General features: G+C 42.3%; 10 protein-coding genes. 4 read left to right on the top strand and 6 right to left on the bottom strand.

All coding sequences use genetic code 11. The features are described 5' to 3' along the window. Positions 1–14 precede the first annotated feature (14 nt). Both relA and rlmD read right to left on the bottom strand, forming a co-directional pair. A complete protein-coding gene (gene relA, locus AC5FX4_RS14725; protein ID WP_493607108.1) occupies positions 15–2,171 on the bottom strand; it encodes a GTP diphosphokinase in 2,157 nt (718 codons plus the stop codon). A 5-nt stretch (positions 2,172–2,176) separates the two neighbouring features. Further along, positions 2,177–3,490: a 23S rRNA (uracil(1939)-C(5))-methyltransferase RlmD gene (gene rlmD / locus AC5FX4_RS14730; RefSeq protein WP_493607109.1), complete on the bottom strand. Its 1,314-nt coding sequence runs from the start codon at positions 3,488–3,490 to the stop codon at positions 2,177–2,179. Positions 3,491–3,570: 80 nt separating this feature from the next. Between rlmD and barA the strand changes: the two genes are divergently transcribed. Next, complete coding sequence (gene barA / locus AC5FX4_RS14735; RefSeq protein ID WP_493607110.1) at positions 3,571–6,333, top strand: two-component sensor histidine kinase BarA; 2,763 nt, start codon at positions 3,571–3,573, stop codon at positions 6,331–6,333. Positions 6,334–6,378: 45 nt separating this feature from the next. Here barA and AC5FX4_RS14740 read toward each other — a convergent pair whose 3' ends face one another. Beyond that, positions 6,379–9,240: an Ig-like domain-containing protein gene (locus AC5FX4_RS14740; RefSeq protein ID WP_493607111.1), complete on the bottom strand. Its 2,862-nt coding sequence runs from the start codon at positions 9,238–9,240 to the stop codon at positions 6,379–6,381. Between the two features lie 334 nt (positions 9,241–9,574). Here AC5FX4_RS14740 and AC5FX4_RS14745 point away from each other — a divergent pair, with 334 nt between their 5' ends. From AC5FX4_RS14745 to AC5FX4_RS14755, 3 genes are read left to right on the top strand one after another with little or no spacing between them, the layout of a single operon-like run. Then, positions 9,575–10,834, top strand: coding sequence for a sensor domain-containing diguanylate cyclase (locus AC5FX4_RS14745; RefSeq protein WP_493607112.1), 1,260 nt, complete (start codon positions 9,575–9,577; stop codon positions 10,832–10,834). Further along, entirely contained in the window at positions 10,831–12,789 is a 1,959-nt protein-coding gene (locus AC5FX4_RS14750; RefSeq protein ID WP_493607113.1) for a TonB-dependent receptor plug domain-containing protein, read from the top strand. The genes AC5FX4_RS14745 and AC5FX4_RS14750 overlap by 4 nt, the downstream gene beginning before the upstream one ends. After that, entirely contained in the window at positions 12,782–13,288 is a 507-nt protein-coding gene (locus AC5FX4_RS14755; RefSeq protein WP_493607114.1) for a YfiR family protein, read from the top strand. The genes AC5FX4_RS14750 and AC5FX4_RS14755 overlap by 8 nt, the downstream gene beginning before the upstream one ends. Positions 13,289–13,335: 47 nt before the next feature. On the opposite strand, the gene ppiD is transcribed toward AC5FX4_RS14755, so the two are convergent. The 3 genes from ppiD to lon form a co-directional block, all read right to left on the bottom strand. Then, complete coding sequence (gene ppiD / locus AC5FX4_RS14760; protein ID WP_493607115.1) at positions 13,336–15,246, bottom strand: peptidylprolyl isomerase; 1,911 nt, start codon at positions 15,244–15,246, stop codon at positions 13,336–13,338. A gap of 170 nt (positions 15,247–15,416) precedes the next feature. Continuing rightward, the gene (gene hupB / locus AC5FX4_RS14765; protein ID WP_476287597.1) at positions 15,417–15,689 is read right to left on the bottom strand and encodes a nucleoid-associated protein HU-beta; all 273 of its coding nucleotides are present in this window, start codon (positions 15,687–15,689) and stop codon (positions 15,417–15,419) included. 213 nt (positions 15,690–15,902) lie between these two features. Then, a complete protein-coding gene (gene lon, locus AC5FX4_RS14770; RefSeq protein ID WP_493607116.1) occupies positions 15,903–18,260 on the bottom strand; it encodes an endopeptidase La in 2,358 nt (785 codons plus the stop codon). Positions 18,261–18,360: the final 100 nt, after the last annotated feature.

Here is an 18,360-nt window from a genome sequence, read left to right on the forward strand (position 1 = left end):
TAGTAAGTACTCACCTAATGCTGACGTTTTGCTTCAAACACACCTTCAATTTGGTGTAGTTTGGTGAGAAGTCGATTCATTGCTGAAAGGTCAGACACTTCAATTTTCATTTCAAACACCGCAACGGCACGTTCGTCGTTAGTTTGCACATTCATGTTCAACACATTGACCTTTTCATTAGCCAGTATCGAACTAATGTCGCGAATAAGCCCCTGCCTATCGTGCGCTTCAATACGTACCGTAATCGCATAGGCTGATTGAATTTCCTCTGACCAACTTACCGCAATTTCACGTTCTGGATGCAAGTCACAAATATGAGCAAACGCGTCGCAGTCGGTCCGGTGTACAGCGATACCTCGCCCTTGGGTAATGTATCCTACAATTTCATCACCCGGCACAGGCTGACAGCATTTAGCCACATGGCTCATCAAGCTACCCACCCCTTCCACGACAATGCCATTTTTGTCGCCTTTGCGCTTGCGCGGAGAGGCTATTTTCAGCTTAGGCAGCTCTTCAGGCTTGTCTTGAACGTAATTCAAAAATTGATTGAGACGAATGTCACCGGCACCGATGGCCGCCATTAAATCATCAACGCTTTTGAAGTTAAAACGCTCTATAGCTGGCTCAAGTTGCTTGTAGGTCAAATCAAGTTTGGCCAATTGCGTATCGAGAATTTCTTTGCCCGCTTGGACGTTTTTGTCTCGGTCTTGCTGCTTAAACCAGTGATGAATTTTGCTACGCGCGCGCGAAGAATGAATGTAACCCAATGATGGGTTTAGCCAATCACGACTCGGTGAGGCATTCTTTTGAGTAAGAATGTCGACCTGATCGCCCGTTGATAGCTTGTAAGTAAACGGTACAATTTTGCCAAACACTTTGGCACCAATACAGCGATGCCCCACGTTGGAATGAATGTAGTAAGCAAAATCCAGTGGCGTTGCACCTAAAGGCAAATCAAAAATATCCCCTTTCGGCGTGAACACATAAACCCTATCTTCCACTACTTGATTTTTAAGCTCATCCGCTAAGTCACTGCCATCAACAACTTCTTCTTGCCACTGTAACAGTTTTCTTAGCCAACTAATTTTTTGCTCATAACCTGAGCCACGCCCAGGCAACGCTCCTTCTTTGTACATCCAGTGGGCAGCCACACCCAGTTCTGCGTCTTGATGCATTTCTTCGGTACGAATTTGGATCTCGACGGTCTTGCCTTCTGGGCCAAATACCACAGTGTGAATTGACTGATAGCCATTTTGCTTTGGTGTGGCGACATAATCGTCAAACTCTTTCGGCAGATGACGCCAACTGGTGTGAACAATCCCTAAAGCGGCATAACAGTCTTGAATTTGATCCACCACGATGCGCATAGCGCGAATATCAAATAGTTGATCAAACTCATAGTTTTTCTGCGACATCTTTTTATAGATACTGTAAATGTGCTTTGGTCGACCATAAACCTGTGCATTGATGCCCGCAGCCGATAACTTATCGCTTACCAGCTTAACCATGTTCTCCATGTAGGCTTCACGATCAAGGCGCTTGTCAGCCAGTTGCTTGGCAATTTTTTTGTAGGTGTCAGGATGCAGGTAACGAAAAGAAAGATCTTCAAGCTCCCACTTCAACTGGCCTATACCCAGTCTATTTGCCAGCGGAGCAAAGATGTTGGCAGTTGCTTTAGCGGCGATCACCCGCTCATCTTCATCGGCATTTTTTACTGCACGCAGATGACAAATTTGCTCTGCTAACTTGATCACCACGGCACGCACATCTTCAACCATCGCCAATAACATGCGACGAATGTTGTCGATTTGCACATGGCCTTTGCCTTGATGAGCCAAAGTGCTGATGGTGGCCATTTGCTCTACGCCACGCAGCAATAACGCAATGTTACTCCCCAGCTCACTGTCGACCTTGTCAACATCGACCAAATTAGACAAAAAATAAGGGGTTAAATAGGCGGTTGCTAAAGACTCTGCATCAAGATTCAACTCAGCTAAAATTTCGACCATTTCGATGGCATTGTGCAACATCTCTGCGTCAGGTTCAGCCGGGCACAAACCATGGGCTTGCTGCAGCCGAGTCATTTTCTCGTCTGATAAGTCAAGCAAAGACAACCGCGCTGAAAAATCAGCGGGGAGCTGTTGTTGATGCGATTGGCGAGTAGCAACCATTCCTATTACCTCCTGTGGAATAACGCCATAGTTTCGATATGTCCTGTATGTGGAAACATATTCATGAGCCCGATTTTTTGTAGTTCAAATCCGGCATCTAAAAGCAATGTACTGTCGCGAGCAAGCGTCACAGGATCGCATGAAACATATAATACTCTTTCAAACTGCGTTAATGGCATTTGCTTGAGTATTTCATAAGCCCCTGTTCGAGAAGGGTCAAGCAGCAAAACGTTAAACTTAGAAGAAAACCACTCAGCCTCTGTTAATGCGCGCGTTAAATCAAAACAATAAAAATCCAAATTGCTTTGTTGATTAGTGTGCGCATTTTGCTTAGCCATTGCAACCGAAGACTGCGAACCTTCCACCCCAACCACACTGTTTGCTTGTTTTGCCATCAATAATGAAAAGTTACCGATACCGCAAAACAAATCGAGTACCTTATCTTGCGAGGTTGGATTAAGCCACGAAAGCGCCTGATGTAACATTTGCTCATTCACAGCTCGGTTAACTTGAATAAAGTTGTCTAGCTTAAAATCAAAGTGTAAATCGGCAACCTGGTAGTGAGGTAATTGCTGATAAGCAACGGGATCTTGCCCATTGTCCCAAAGAACCTGCCATTGTTGTGCAACAAAATGCTGTTCAAGTGCCTGTTTATGTTCATCCGCAATGGGTTTTGTATGCCTAAACAAGGCATATTGACCATTATCCGCATCACACAATTGGATATGGCTAATTGAGCTATATGCCTTGTGACTGGCAATGGTTTCTCGCAATTGAGCAAAACTCGTCGCAAAGGCTTCTGACAGCACATCGCATTGCGCAATATTAATAATGTGTTTACTGCCAGCGCTACGAAAGCCAAGTTTTAGCTGCTGAGTCTTTTTATCAAAAATACAAGCTATACGTGCTGCACGTCGATAGTGGCTCGGCTCACTTTCAATCGATGGTTGCCAAGGCATAGCCGATTTTTGTGTAAACTTTTTAAACAAAACATCGAGCGCCTGTTGCTTGTGTACCAACTGTTTTGTATGTGCCAAATGCTGTAACTGACAGCCACCACATTGCTGATAATGTTGGCAAAACGGCGTCACTCTATCTTCACTGCGGTTGACCACTTTTACTTGCTTTGCTTCTATAAGCTTGGCTTTTTCATGAATGATTTGTGCTTTCACACGCTCTTTTGCTAACGCCCCCTCAACAAAACACACTTTGCCTTGATGCCTGCCCACACCGCGCCCTTGATGATCTATCGACTCAATTTCAAGCTCTATGGTTTTGCCTTTTGAAGATGATGCCTTAGCACGAAAAAACTGCGCCATACTCTGCCCCTTAAACATTGCTAATCAGCAACTAACTAGATAATCTATTGAGAAATAAACAACTCAGACTACTGCCTTACATGACTAAACTTAGCCTGCGTGACAGCATTCTCGTTCTTACATTAATTCCCACTGTGCTGATCGGCTTAATACTTGGAGGCTATTTTACCGTAAATCGTTATGTTGAGCTTGAAGAAATTCTCTATCAACAAGGAAGCAGTATTTCTGAGCCGCTCGCCATTGCCGCCGAGCACGCCGTGATAGAACATGATAGGGCCGAATTACACCGCATTATTAGTACCGCACACAATAAACATGCCCCGCTGGTGAAAAGTATTGCGCTATTTGATCGAGACAATCAGTTACTACTCACCAGTAATTACCATGAACACTTTGAAAAACTTTATTTTTTTGGTGATATATCGCAACTGCACAAAACCGAGCTAGTGAAGCTCAATGATACTTTCGTGTTTTTTACCCCGGTCAAAAACCACTCAAAACATATGGAACGCTGGAATTCAACACACCCAAAAACTATCGCAATTTTAGCAATAGAGGTCAGCCAAAATCAGGCGCTTATCTCTCAACAGCGGGCATTAATTTGGAGTAGTAGCGTTATATTATTTGCCTTGTTCCTGAGTGCTTTCCTATCACTACGCCTAAGCAAAATGTTTACCATGCCCCTTTCGCAACTGCTTCTCGCTACCGACAAGCTCGTGGAAGGTAAAAGAGATATTGATATTGACCACGAAATGGTCGGAGAATTTGAACTCTTGCGCCTAGGTTTAAATACCATCAACGAAAAAATGATCAGCCAACGTGATGAGATGCAAAAGCACATTGACCAAGCCACCAGCGACTATAAAGAAACGCTGGAGCAGTACGAAACACAAAACATCCAGCTCAATATCGCCAAACGAGAAGCGCAAGATGCAAACCGCGTAAAATCTGACTTTTTAGCGAAAATGAGTCACGAGTTAAGAACGCCACTCAACGGCGTAATTGGTTTTACCAGACAGTTGTACAAAACACCGCTTAACAAACATCAAAAAGATTACTTAGATACCATCGAACTGTCGGCCAACAGTCTGCTTACTATCATCAGTGATATTTTGGACTTTTCAAAACTAGAAGCAGGCGCAATGGATTTAGAAAATATCCAATTTCAGCTACGAGATTCGGTCAACGAAGTCATGACACTCTTGGCCCCTAGCGCGCATGAAAAGAACCTTGAATTATCCATTTCGATTAACCGTCAAGTGCCTGATAACTTAGTGGGCGACCCAACTCGATTCAAACAGGTGTTGATCAACTTGATCAGTAACGCCGTTAAGTTTACGGAAAAAGGCTCAGTCAAAGTCGATATTACTTATCGTTTACTTGATGACTCTCACGCCTCTTTACTGGTGTCTGTTAGTGACACTGGCGTTGGTATTGCGATGGATAAGCAAGACGCGCTATTCATTCCATTTGCACAAGCCGACTCAAGTATCACTCGTAAATTTGGTGGCACTGGGTTAGGTCTAATCATCACCAAGCACATTGTTGAAGCAATGAAAGGCCGTATCACTTTAAACTCAGCGCCCGGTAACGGAACTTGCTTTACCTTTAATGCCATCTTTGAATTACCAAATCGTTTATACAATGACGATTTGCCTAACGGCTCTTTGACCAACAAACGTATTTTGTATTTTGAGCCGCAAAGTCATACCCATGCTTCGGTGGTTGCCCAACTCGATGAGTGGAATATGCAGATCACCTCATGCCAAACAGAAGAAGAGTTTTTCACAGCGCTTGGCAAAGACTTTAGCTTTGATATTTGTTTGATCGGTGCCATGGCCAATGTTGAACAAATGCAAACCGTGAAGAGTTACATTGCCAAAGCTAGGGATTCAGCCGACTACCTGTACCTCATGCTTAATACCATTTCACACAACATGCGTGAGTCGCTCATCGGAAGCGGTGCAGATGCATGCTTAAGTAAACCGCTTAACCATAGAAAATTGTGTGAAGTATTAGCCGCACCGTATCGCTTGGATCACCCAACCATTGCCATCGAAGAAAGTGATATTCAAATTCTACCGATGAAGGTGCTCATAGCCGATGATAACGATGCCAACTTAAAGCTCCTTTCAACTTTGTTGGAAGAGCAAGTAGAAGTAATCGACACAGCACACAATGGCGCTCAGGCTGTTGGCCTGTGTAAAACGCATAAATATGACCTGATCTTTATGGATATACAAATGCCGATTATGGATGGCATAACCGCCTGTAAGACCATACTCGAATCGTCATTAAATGAAGACACACCAATCATCGCAGTCACCGCACACGCGCTAACAGGCGAAAAAGAGCAATTACTTAAAGATGGCTTTAAAGGTTATTTAACTAAGCCAATCGACGAAGACATGCTAAGGCAAACAATCAGTGACCACAGCGTAAAATCCCCTATCAGCAAGCATAAAAATAAAACGGTGATACACAATAGCGTAGCGCCATTTGAAAGTGCGCTTCTTGACTGGCAACTTGCTCTACAACACGCGGGAGGAAAACCAGATCTTGCACTAGAGATGCTCAATATGCTGTTAGATGGCCTAGAACCCATGCTAGAGACGATTGAGCAAGCCTATGAAAATCAAGATACAGATACTTTACTGCAAGTCATTCACAAGTTTCATGGTGCCTGCTGTTACACAGGTGTACCAAAACTAAAGAACCTTGCGGAAATACTTGAAACGGCACTCAAGCAATCAAAGCCAATCAATGAATTTGAGCCAGAATTACTCGAGTTGATTGACGAGTTGTCAAACCTTAAGAATGATGCACAAGCAGGGGTTGCATAGGATGTGATGTGTGAACCACAAACTAATTTGTGGTTCACACATTAATTATTTGCTACGTCTTGGTAAGTAAGCGCGTCTTGATAATGCAATAATCATGATTTGAAGCCAAAAAAATAACATACCAAAACTTCCTGAAGCACCATTTTCATTGCTTAGCTCACTGTTATCTATGTTAAGAGTCACTTTTTGAGGCTCAGACTGATCACGACCATCACTAACATAAAACTCAAAAGTCATCGCTCTAGTCATTTGATTCGATGAAACCTTCAATTCACCAGAAGCGCTGTCTAAGCTAATTCCCGATAATGAACCAGCATCAACTAAATGGTAACTCATTGGATCAGCGTCAGCATCTTCCGCTTTTAATTGCACAGTAAACGTTTGATTCTTTGTAACTTTGTATTCGGCGCTTTGAGCCTGAGGGATCGTATTAGTCAACTTTAATACAACTTGTGCAGTATCAGAATGGCTCACCAAATCCGTTACCTGATAACTAAACGTGATAAAGTCTGCGAGGCTTGCTTGAGGGTCAAACTCAATTTTACCTGTTTCAGAGTTCAAGTTGACTATTGTTCCAGAGTCCGGTTGACTGACTATTTCATAATTAATATTTTCAAAGTCTATGTCTTCACCGATTAAGTTAACAGTGGAAACCCCTTGCCAATGTATGGGCAGCTCAAGTGATTGAACTTGTGGCTCGTTATTGTATGCCTCAATGATCACGCTGCCATGGGCCACCGCCATGTCATCACTCATCACTTTGTAGCTTAAATATTCCTTGCCGATGACACTAGGTTGATATTGAAAAGCACCTGTTTGCGGGTCAACAGACCCAAGATCACCAGTGTAAGGATGGTGCTCAATTGAATAATAATCACCCAAAAACCAATTCTTCAACTTAAAGTCTACTGATGATGCAACATGCACAGATAGGCTTTGCGGCGCTAGCTCTTTACTCGTTACTTCAGTGCGCTCTCTCTTATACACTATAGGGTCTGAACCAGATGTGTAAAAATAGCCTATATCGTTTAACGCTTTAAAAAATACCCGCTGAAAATGAAGCGGCTCATCATATTGCCACTCAACAAGCTTGTTTGCGGTGTCATATAAACCGAAGTAACCCTCACAGCTAAACACGAGCGTTGTGGCTGATACTTCGTTTAGTGAAAATGCCTTTCCCGATTCACACAAAGAAAGCTGCTGCTCATGAACACCATCTGACTTTAGCAAATGCAGGTGGCCATCTTCAGATAAACCAAATAGGGACTGTTTTCCTAAAAATGCACTTGGTGCGATATCAGCAAACTGGACCTGATAGTCGACTGCTTTAATCCCTTCTCCAACGGAGTAAAACCAGATACCCGAAGAAAAGAGAAAGTATATACCTTTGTCTTTAGTACTGTAGATGACTTTCAAAGGCTTTTCCTCGCCAAAAGCATCAATCAGCGGCGCATAATCTATTGATGTTGACTCATCTGTACCATCAACAACAACAATCTGATTAACTGGCGTTACTCCTTCGCGGAAGTTCATATAAATCAGTACATCGTCTACATTATCGCCGTTCACATCATCATAGAATTTTGTATAGTCACGAAAAAATTGTTCTGAAACGTCACCGCGTGACAGCCAGTTTCCAGTTTCTATGGATGACGTAAAATAGCTAGTGCGACCACTGAAATTTCCCATAGCTGTGATATGAGAAGAGCTTCTGATACATTTCAATGCATCTTCACCTTGATAACGGATAATAGAGTTATGATAAGAGTTGAAGCATCCAAAATTAAAATCGGGAAAGAAGATACGTTTCCAAATTATTGGATCCTCAATATTAGAATACGCAGTATGACCTAAGCTATATGGCTCAGCCGTTGATTCAAACAAGTCCAGTTTGCCATCGGCATCAAAATCATAAACAAACGCAGTAACATTACGGGTATATCCATTGTATTCAAATGGTTTTTCATAACAAACTGAAGTAACTTCAAGTCCTAATGTCAAAACGCAATACTCATTTGTGTCCATTTCAATTGGATATATTATCTCCCAATCGGATACCATGAGCGCTTTTGGGCTACCTCCATTTTCACTGGGAAATAAAGAGCGAAAGCTCCCATATCCCCTAGACCATATATATTCATCATCCTTCACACTAAATAATGACAACGATCTGTTGTCCAACGATAATTCTACCCCCCCACTTTGTAGATAAACTTCATCAAGTCCATCTCCATCTTCATCTTTCGCTAATATAGGGACGCCTTGAAGTTTATTTTTCGTTAAGGATGCGATTTTTTTTACCCCAGACACCCCAAATGTGTATATTGAACCATCTGAAAACAACAGTTCATGAGCACCTTTGGTTGTAAAACTGCCCTGTACCATCGCACCTTCACCAACATCATAAGCAGTAACAACACTATTATCGGTGATATCGACGACATATAGTTTGCTATCTGAGGAGACCAATAATTGCTCTATACTGCCCACCTGGTGACTTTTAAGTGAAATAGAGTGAATGGTTTGTTTGGAAATAGATATTTCACTGCGCAGACTTTTTTTATTCGCGTTAAAAAGCTTTAGCTTCCCTTCGTCTGTACCAATTGCAATGATCAAATCTTCCTTATCCAAATAGTGATAGAAGGAAGTAACTTTTTTGCCCAAATAGAAGCGTTGATCAATTTCAAATCCGCTATCTTTTCTTGAGAGCATTGTCAGAAAGTGACGTTGGTCCAACTCATCGATCGCTATCATTCGAGCTTGATCAGCGTATATAACTTTTTGAATTGCTCCTATGCCATAGCCTGGGTTTGCTATTTCTAGAGCGCTATCGCTAACTTGAGCATGTGCTACACAAGCAGCTGCAATAAAAAACAACACATAAAATAGATCATAAATCCTTTTCACTTCAAGCCCTTAGATAAATCAAATTTCAAAATTTCGGCCATTATAACAACTCGAATAATGAAAACCAAACAACTATCTGTAAGTGGTAAATACGTATTAGCTTAAAACTAATAGCTGATTTTCAATACCTTAAATAAACATATAGCGAATAAAACCTCGTCTAGAGTTTAAAGCTAATTACTCCTCTCAAATATTTACTAAAGCGATTAGCAGTGTTGAAAAGTCAGTGTAATTTCTACTAATTTGCTGTCTTTTAAGGATCTCTCATCTATATTTTATAAAACATTACATTTACTTGTTTTGTGAGGTACCTTTGACCGAACCACTTCCTACAATGTCACTAGTACGCCGATTAACGCAATTAAACATGTCAGTCATGGCTGGCGGAATGCTTTTAGTGTTTACGCTTACATCGGCATTGTTATGGTTTATGGTAAGGGATAGACAAGCAGAAACCGCTGAAATCAACTTAGCGCAAGTGGCTCACAATGTTGTGCCTATGCTGCTATTCAATGACAGTGAAACAGCAAACAAAGAACTCACATTGATTGGAGAACAAAAAGAAGTGCTCTTTATCGCTCTACGCAAACCCAGTGGAGAGATATTTGCTGAATATGCTGAGCCCAGCTTTGTTCAGCCGACGACTTTATACAATGAAGCAGGTTCGCAACCAAGCCGCCTATACTCTGGGCTTAAAATGCTGCTCTATTATCCAGTAAAAATGAAAGGAAAGGTGGAGGGCGATCTCGTCATGGTGGTCGACCTAAGCAGTTTGCTTTACTGGTTCTTACAGCTCACCCTCATGCTCGCTTTATTGACCATGGCACTATTTACTGTATCAGCATTAATGCTCGCAGGGGTACAAAGAAGTGCATTGGCTCCTTTGCTTTCTTTGTCGCAATTGGCACAGACAGTCACCAAAGAGCATAACTTCCAACTCAGAGCTCAGGTTTTCAGAGATGATGAAATCGGCATATTAACGCGTAGTTTTAACGAACTACTTAAACGTGTAGATATTTCTCAAGCAGAACTACGTCAACAACTAGAGCAAGAGCAGTTACAGGGCCAACAACTCAAACAAATGGTACGTACCGATCCGCTCACAAAACTCCCCAACCGAGTTGCATTAAACACTATGCTCAAAGAGATAACAAAAGAGGGTATCACTCAGCCGATGTTAAGCTGCTTGATGTTTATTGACTTAGATAACTTCAAGTTTGTAAACGATAACTTTGGTCATGATGCTGGAGATGAAACCCTAATTGAAGTCGGTAATCGCATTAGCGAAATTATTCGCAACGACGATCTATTATGTCGCCTCGGTGGGGACGAGTTTGCACTACTCCTACCTCATATTGAATCGACCGAAAATGCCGAGAAGCTCGCAGCCAGAATTGTTTCCAGCATTAACCACCCTATCGTGATCAAAGGCACTACCATGCCTATTGGGATCAGTATAGGCTTAGCATATTCCCCTGTAGATGCAAGCTCGCCAATGGACTTGCTCAATTGCGCCGATGATGCCATGTACGCCGCTAAACGAGCAGGCAAAAACAACTTTCAGGTTTATCGCAAGAAGGTGATCGTTCCATGAGCGCATTAATAAGAATGATGGTTTACATCACTATCTTATTGAGTGTGAATGTAAATGCCGAGCCACTTCCTGATCTAGAAGATTTACTTAATCAACAACTAAAAGAGCTACCAAGTAATACCCAAATATCCACAGCCTCGCGCATAGAGCGCTCAAGCAGTGACAGCATGGCCATCACACATGTAATAACCGACAAAGAAATTAGACAACTTAATCTTCAGTCATTGGCTGACATTATTTCTCTCTTTGCTGGGATCACAATCCGCGACGATAGTTCATTTATCTATGTCGGCGCCAGAGGTATTGGTCGACCTGGAGACTTTAACTCCAGAATTCTATTCCTACTCGATGGCACCAGAATTAACGAAAACTTATTCGACGCAGGTTTACTCGGCAATGAAAATTTTGTCGATGTTGGGTTAATAGAGCGAGTTGAATACAGTCCCGGAGCATCCGCTGCATTGTATGGAAATAACGCATTGTTAGGTGTAATAAATATAGTGACAAAAACATCAGCCAAATTACGCGGTGTTGATACCTCCTTGTCGCTTACCAACGACAATGCCAAACACGCCCGAGCCACTTTTGGACTGCGTTCCGACTCAGGAGCTGATAGCTGGTTTTCAATCAGTCGAACTAAACTCGACTCAATACCCTACACTGTCATCGACACGCCCGATGAATTACTTACATGGCAAGACTTAAACGAAGAAAAAAGCACTCGACTTATGTTTAGCCATCAAACTGGCGGTTTCCAATTTCAAGCTGCGGCATCGCGTCGTGAGCGAAACTTTCCAGATGGTCTAAGTTTATCAGTTCAAGACACGCCCGAAATAGAAAAACTCAAAGGAGATGCTTACTTACTAGCACTAAGCTACGACGGCAAGTTAAGCGAAGATACCGAGCTGTATTTTCATGCTTCCACTCATGGTGATGACCTCTCCCGTAATATCCCGATCATCTTCGCAAATGGCAACACCGAAACTGACAACATAAAAAACTCTGGACGATGGAGTAATTTGGATGGTCAGCTCATGTTTTTAGGCCTTGATGACCATGAAGTTTTAATTGGTGTTGACTACCAAAGAGATCATCGCCAAGAGTTCTCCGCAATTTCATCAATCCGAAATGGGCTCAATTTAACGAAAAAAAGCAGTGAGTCGAGATACGGTATCTATATGCAGGATTTGTGGCGATTAACGGATAACTTTAAATTGCAATGGGCATTAAGATACGATAATTCTGACTTTAGTGAAGCGCGTTGGTCTCCTACGCTTACCGCAAAATACCACCTAACTCCCAAACATAGTATTTTAGCCAGACACAGTAAGGCATTTAGAGTCACTAACGTACTTGAGCGCAATGCGAACCAATCGTTTGACTTACCCAACCCGAGCAATGAAACGGTCAGTTATAACGAGCTTAGTATAATCAATAATTGGTCGAGTTCTTTGTCTTCATTTGCAACGCTATACCAAGCGGATGTAGACGACCTGATCCATCAGGATGTATTTTTGCCCGTCTACTTCAATACGCCACCAATCAAAAGCCAAGGGCTGGAGATGGGCATTGATAAACGTTGGCCTAGTGGTATGTCCTTGGCAGCCAATATGGCACTGCAACGCACCGAAATTGAAGGCGGACATATCATTGCGAACTCACCGCGTCTTATTGCTCAACTGCGCTTTAGTGTGCCACTCAGCTCGAAATTCTTATTTAGTATTCATTCTCATACTGTCAGTAAAAGAAAGACTTTTACCGGCACGCTGCCTAAATATACAACGCACGATGCAAGTATTAGCTGGCAAAATGACAATGGACTATTCATTGCGCTGGGTGTTCGAAACCTTAATGATGAGGAGATACTCAATATTACGGGGGATGGATTTGTGCCCCATATACAAAGACAAAGGCAAGTACACCTGTCAATAAACTGGAGTTGGGATAATGATTAAAGTGCTCATTTTCTTGTGCTTTTTAATCACTATGCCCTTTTGTGTCGCACAAAGTCTGACTGAAAACGAACTCAAGGCGGCATTCTTATATCGTTTTACTCAATTTAGCAAATGGCCACCTCCGCCACCTGAAACCTTAAATTTTTGTGTCGTGGGCAACCATGCGCTTTATCAAGAAGTACTAAAGCTGCTCAAGACCCAAAAAATGCAAGAGAGTATTACTGCCATTGAACTGCCAAACAACCAGCAAGTGCGTCAATGTGATGTACTTTTTTTGAGCCAACAGAACCGCCAGCAAACACAATATTGGTTAGCGGAACTCGAGCAAGAGCCTGTTTTGATAGTGGCTGATACAAGTGAAGGCTTCCGCCAAGGCGCCATGATTGGTCTAATTGCTGATGCGAATAACCTGAGTTTTAGAGTGAATTTAACGGATGCCAAACGTAAAGGTCTGAATTTCAGTGCACATTTGCTAAAACTGGCATCGGAAGTACGTTAAAAAAGGCACCTAAAAGGTGCCTTTTTAGTATTTTACTAAATATTATTTTAGTCTTCTTGAGACACGCTCAATTGCGGACGAGCAACTTCAGCTTGCGCTTCTAAGGCAGCCAATAATGCCGTATAGCTTTTGTTTGCATGCGACATTTCAATGTTTCTCTTTTGTTGAGCATCGACTTCTTCGCTCAACTCTGGTGTTATCACTTCATTTAACTGAAGTAACGCTGCGTTACCATTGTTCAGTTCAACCATAGCAAGCTGAGGCTTACCATCTACAGGATGAGGAAGCTCGAATGCTTCACTGACAATGGCAGGATCAACATTATATGTCTGACGCTTCAAGGCAGCTTCTGATTTAACTTCTTGCGCTTCTTCTTGAGCAATATCAGCCAGAGCTTTACCTTCTTTCAATTGCGCAAATAGACCTTCTGCATACTCTTTAATTAAAGTTGATGCTTTGTCATTGATAAGTTTAGTTTTGATCTGTGCACTAACCTCTTCCAGTGGCTTAGTCGCCGCCGCTTGATAGTCACTGACTCTAACAACAACAATATGTTCGCTTTCCACCTCTAACACTTCAGAGTTGACTCTGTCTTCCAGTAGTTCAGGCGTGAAAAGCGCATTTGTCACTGCAACAGAGTTTAATGGCGCAGGTAACATGTTCTTAGCTAAAAGTTCTGTTTTCTGAAGCTCTACACCCGCCGCAGCTGCAGCATCTTCTAGCGAGTCAGATTGCTCAAATGCTATTTCCGCTACTTCAGTTTGTTTTTGATAGAACGCATCTATTTTCTTGTTCTTTTCAAGTTCAACACGAAGCTCATCTTTCACATCGTCAAACGCTTTAGTTTGCTGACGTTGAATATCAGTTAACTTAATGATGTGTAAACCAAACTCTGAAGCTACAACCTCACTCATATCGCCGACATTTTCGAGAGCAAAAGCAGCCGCTTCAAACTCAGGGTCCATCATGTCTAGTTCAATCCAGTCAAGGTCGCCACCAAGTTCAGCACTCACCACGTCATCTGATTCAGTTTGTGCCAGTTCAGCAAAGTCTGCACCATCGTTCAATTTGGCCAAAATCTCTTGCGCTTTTTCCTGAGCTTGCGCATCATCCGCACTGCCTTCAATTAGAATATGCGACACGCGACGTTTTTCAGGCTCAACATACTGAGATTTGCTCTCTTCGTAGTATGCCAATACATCTTCGTCAGATACTGGATTTGCCAGTTCAATATCGCTTGCCTTAAGTTCCAAGTATTGAACTGCAACACGCTCTGGCGACTGGAATTGACTCTGGTTGAGTTGGTAATAGTCTTTAACTTCCTGCTCTGATACTTCGGCTTTGTCCGTCATTTTATCTTTGCTTAGAATCACGTAATCTAAGTTACGAGTTTGCTGTTGCAAAGCAACCGTTTGCTTAAGCTCAGACGATAGCACAAACTCAGAACCTGCTAACGCTTGTACCAGTTGTGTTCTGGTCATCTCTTCGCGTAAATATTCACGGAACGAGTCTGGTTGGAAGTTCATTTGGCGGATAAGTTGTAGGTAACGATCATTACTAAATTGTCCGCCAATTTGGAAATATGGCATTTCAACAATCGCATTTTTTACTTGCTCGTCGCTCACGCGTAAACCTAGCTCAAGCGCCAGTTGATTTTGCAGCTCTTGTTGTACTAAACGATCAACGACACCTTGACGGATTCGCGCCATGTACGCCGGATCTGCCGAAATTTGATTAAAATACTCGCCAAACTGTTGTTCTAATCGAGCGCGTTCATTTTGGTAAGCTCTAGAAAATTCGGTTTGACTGATTTTTACTCCATTGACCTCTGCAACAGGTTGCTCTGTGGTTTGACCTAGGTAACCACCGATCCCTGCTAGCGCAAAAGACAAGATAACTACGCCAAGAATAATTTTGGCTGCGGGGCCTTGAGAACCCTCTCTGATCTTTTCAAGCATTTGTTCTTCTCTTATCTAAGCCAAAGCACATATGCGCTTTGAAATTTATCGCTAATGTAAAAAAAGCGTATCTTATCAGATACGCTTTTTTTCTTGAAGCTGAACACGGCATTTGTAGCCCAAAAGTGTAAAGCTACGTAAAGCCGCGCTTGTAATCTAATCCAACTGGATTAGTTAACAGCGTCTTTTAGTGCTTTACCAGCTTTGAAAGATGGGATGTTAGCAGCAGCAATTTGGATTGTTTCACCAGTTTGCGGGTTACGACCAGTACGTGCAGCACGCTCACGCACAGAGAAAGTACCAAAGCCAACAAGCGCTACTGAGTCGCCATCTTTTAACGCACCAGTTACTGACTCGATGAATGAATCTAGAGCACGACCAGCAGCCGCTTTAGAAATATCAGCATCAGCTGCGATTTGATCGATTAATTGAGATTTATTCACAATATCATCCTCTTACATTGTTATTATCAAAAGCGCACCGGATAGTTATGTTGATACGCTCTTGCTGTTCATTTAGAGATATCACAGCGACTCTCTAATTCGGAAATCTTTGTCAAGCCTAGGTCTCATAAGGCCTAGGCTTAAAACTAGTGCTTAAGTTAACATACCTTTTCGATTTGAAAAGCCCTTTCACACACTTTTTTAGCTTTTTTCTTAGTTTTTGCTGCTTTCAACAGCAAAACTCTCAATTGGATTAGCTAAAGCGAGTGATAACACGTCATCAATCCACGTAACAGGGTGAATTTCCAAACCATCCAGCACGTTCTGTGGTATCTCTTTTAGGTCCCTTTCATTGATTTTTGGGATAACCACAGTCTTGATGCCACCTCTATGCGCCGCTAAAAGTTTTTCTTTTAGGCCACCAATCGGCAGTACTTCGCCACGTAACGTTATCTCACCTGTCATAGCAACGTCAGAACGAACAGGATTACCGGTTAAGCTTGAAACTAAGCCCGTCACCATAGCAATACCAGCGCTTGGCCCATCTTTCGGAGTCGCACCCTCAGGAACGTGCACGTGAATATCACGTTTTTCGTAAAAATCTTCATTGATGCGAAGTTTATCGGCTCGATTTCTCACCACCGTCATCGCAGCTTGAATTGACTCTTGCATCACGTCGCCCAGTGACCCCGTGTAAGTCAACTTACCTTTACCTGGCACAGCTGCACATTCGATCGTAAGTAAGTCACCACCAACTTCCGTCCATGCTAAACCTGTTACCTGACCTATACGATCACCATCTTCAGCTTTGCCATAGTCAAAACGTTGAACACCAAGGAATGACTCTAGGTTATCTTGGTTAATCACAACTTGTTTGATGTCTTTATCTAACAAAATGTTTTTTACCGCTTTACGACATAGCTTAGAAATTTCGCGTTCTAAGTTACGCACACCCGCCTCTCGCGTGTAGTAACGAATGATGCCGATGATTGCACTGTCTTCAATGACAACTTCAGATTCCTTCAATCCATTGCGTTTGATTTGTTTTGGAATGAGGTGCTGTTTTGAAATATTCAGCTTTTCATCTTCGGTATAACCTGAAAGACGGATCACTTCCATTCTATCGAGTAATGGTCCTGGGATATTAAAGCTGTTTGATGTTGCAACAAACATGACATCAGACAAGTCATAGTCAACTTCTAAGTAATGGTCTGCAAACGTGCTGTTTTGCTCTGGGTCTAAAACCTCTAGCAGTGCAGATGCAGGGTCACCACGCATATCTGACGACATTTTATCAATCTCATCAAGCAAGAATAATGGGTTCTTAACACCGACTTTACTCATGCTTTGGATAAGCTTACCCGGCATTGAACCAATGTAAGTTCTTCTATGCCCGCGGATCTCTGCTTCGTCTCGCACCCCACCTAATGCCATACGCACGTATTTGCGACCCGTAGAACGCGCGATAGATTGCCCTAAGCTCGTTTTACCAACACCAGGAGGACCAACTAAGCATAAAATTGGGCCTTTAAGTTTGTTGGTACGCTGTTGAACGGCAAGATATTCAATAATTCTTTCTTTGACTTTTTCTAAGCCATAATGATCGGCATCAAGGATTTTTTGCGCACCCGCTAAGTCTTTTTTAACCTTAGAGCGTTTTTTCCAAGGTACACCAATCATGGTATCAATATACGAACGAACGACCGTTGCTTCAGCTGACATAGGCGACATCATCTTCAACTTATTCAGCTCAGACATCGCTTTTTCTTCAGCTTCTTTTGGCATTTGCGATTCACTGATGCGTTTTTTCAGCGCTTCAAATTCGTCTGGTACATCATCAAGCTCGCCAAGCTCTTTTTGAATAGCTTTCATTTGCTCATTCAAATAGTACTCACGCTGCGATTTTTCCATTTGTTTTTTAACGCGAGAACGAATTTTCTTTTCTACCTGAAGCAGGTCGATTTCGCCTTCCATTAACGCCATGAGATACTCTAAACGCTCAGTCACACTGCCAAGCTCAAGTACCTTTTGCTTTTCTGGTACTTTAATTGGCATATGAGCAGCCATGGTGTCGGCTAGACGAGCAGCCTCATCAATACCTGATACTGATGTTAGAACTTCTGGCGGTATTTTTTTATTAAGCTTCACGTAGCCTTCAAATTGACTAACCGCACTACGAATAAAAATATCCTGCTCTTGCTCATCAATGTCTTTTGATTCTAAAAACTGCGCTTGTGCTAGGAAATAATCATCTGTTACCAAAAACTCTTCTATTTTGGCTCTTTGCGTACCTTCAACTAGAACTTTGACGGTGCCATCTGGCAACTTTAACAACTGAAGTACCGTTGCAATGGTGCCAACCTCATAAATTTCATCTGTTTTTGGGTCATCAACAGTGGCATCTTTTTGCGCAACCAAAAAGATCTGCTTATCATTTTCCATCGCCGCTTCTAGGCACCTTATCGATTTCTCTCGGCCAACAAAAAGCGGGATCACCATGTGCGGATAGACCACGACATCGCGTAGTGCTAGCACAGGAATTTCAACTCGATCCGTTCTCTCAAGCGTCATTTTATTCTCTTCACACTTCTTTAATTTTTATTTATACCAAACTATATGGGGATAGTGGTTGTAAAGTTCAACTCGTTGATAAAAAAAGGAGCCGTTGGCT

The sequence above is a fragment of the Pseudoalteromonas sp. ATL1 genome (assembly GCF_058933015.1).

What these genes read in the sequence shown, in the direction of transcription:
- relA (WP_493607108.1), bottom strand. Translation starts at nt 2,171, where the DNA reads ATGGTTGCTACTCGCCAATCGCATCAACAACAGCTCCCCGCTGATTTT.
- rlmD (WP_493607109.1), bottom strand. Translation starts at nt 3,490, where the DNA reads ATGGCGCAGTTTTTTCGTGCTAAGGCATCATCTTCAAAAGGCAAAACC.
- barA (WP_493607110.1), top strand. Translation starts at nt 3,571, where the DNA reads ATGACTAAACTTAGCCTGCGTGACAGCATTCTCGTTCTTACATTAATT.
- AC5FX4_RS14745 (WP_493607112.1), top strand. Translation starts at nt 9,575, where the DNA reads ATGTCACTAGTACGCCGATTAACGCAATTAAACATGTCAGTCATGGCT.
- AC5FX4_RS14750 (WP_493607113.1), top strand. Translation starts at nt 10,831, where the DNA reads ATGAGCGCATTAATAAGAATGATGGTTTACATCACTATCTTATTGAGT.
- AC5FX4_RS14755 (WP_493607114.1), top strand. Translation starts at nt 12,782, where the DNA reads ATGATTAAAGTGCTCATTTTCTTGTGCTTTTTAATCACTATGCCCTTT.
- ppiD (WP_493607115.1), bottom strand. Translation starts at nt 15,246, where the DNA reads ATGCTTGAAAAGATCAGAGAGGGTTCTCAAGGCCCCGCAGCCAAAATT.
- lon (WP_493607116.1), bottom strand. Translation starts at nt 18,260, where the DNA reads ATGACGCTTGAGAGAACGGATCGAGTTGAAATTCCTGTGCTAGCACTA.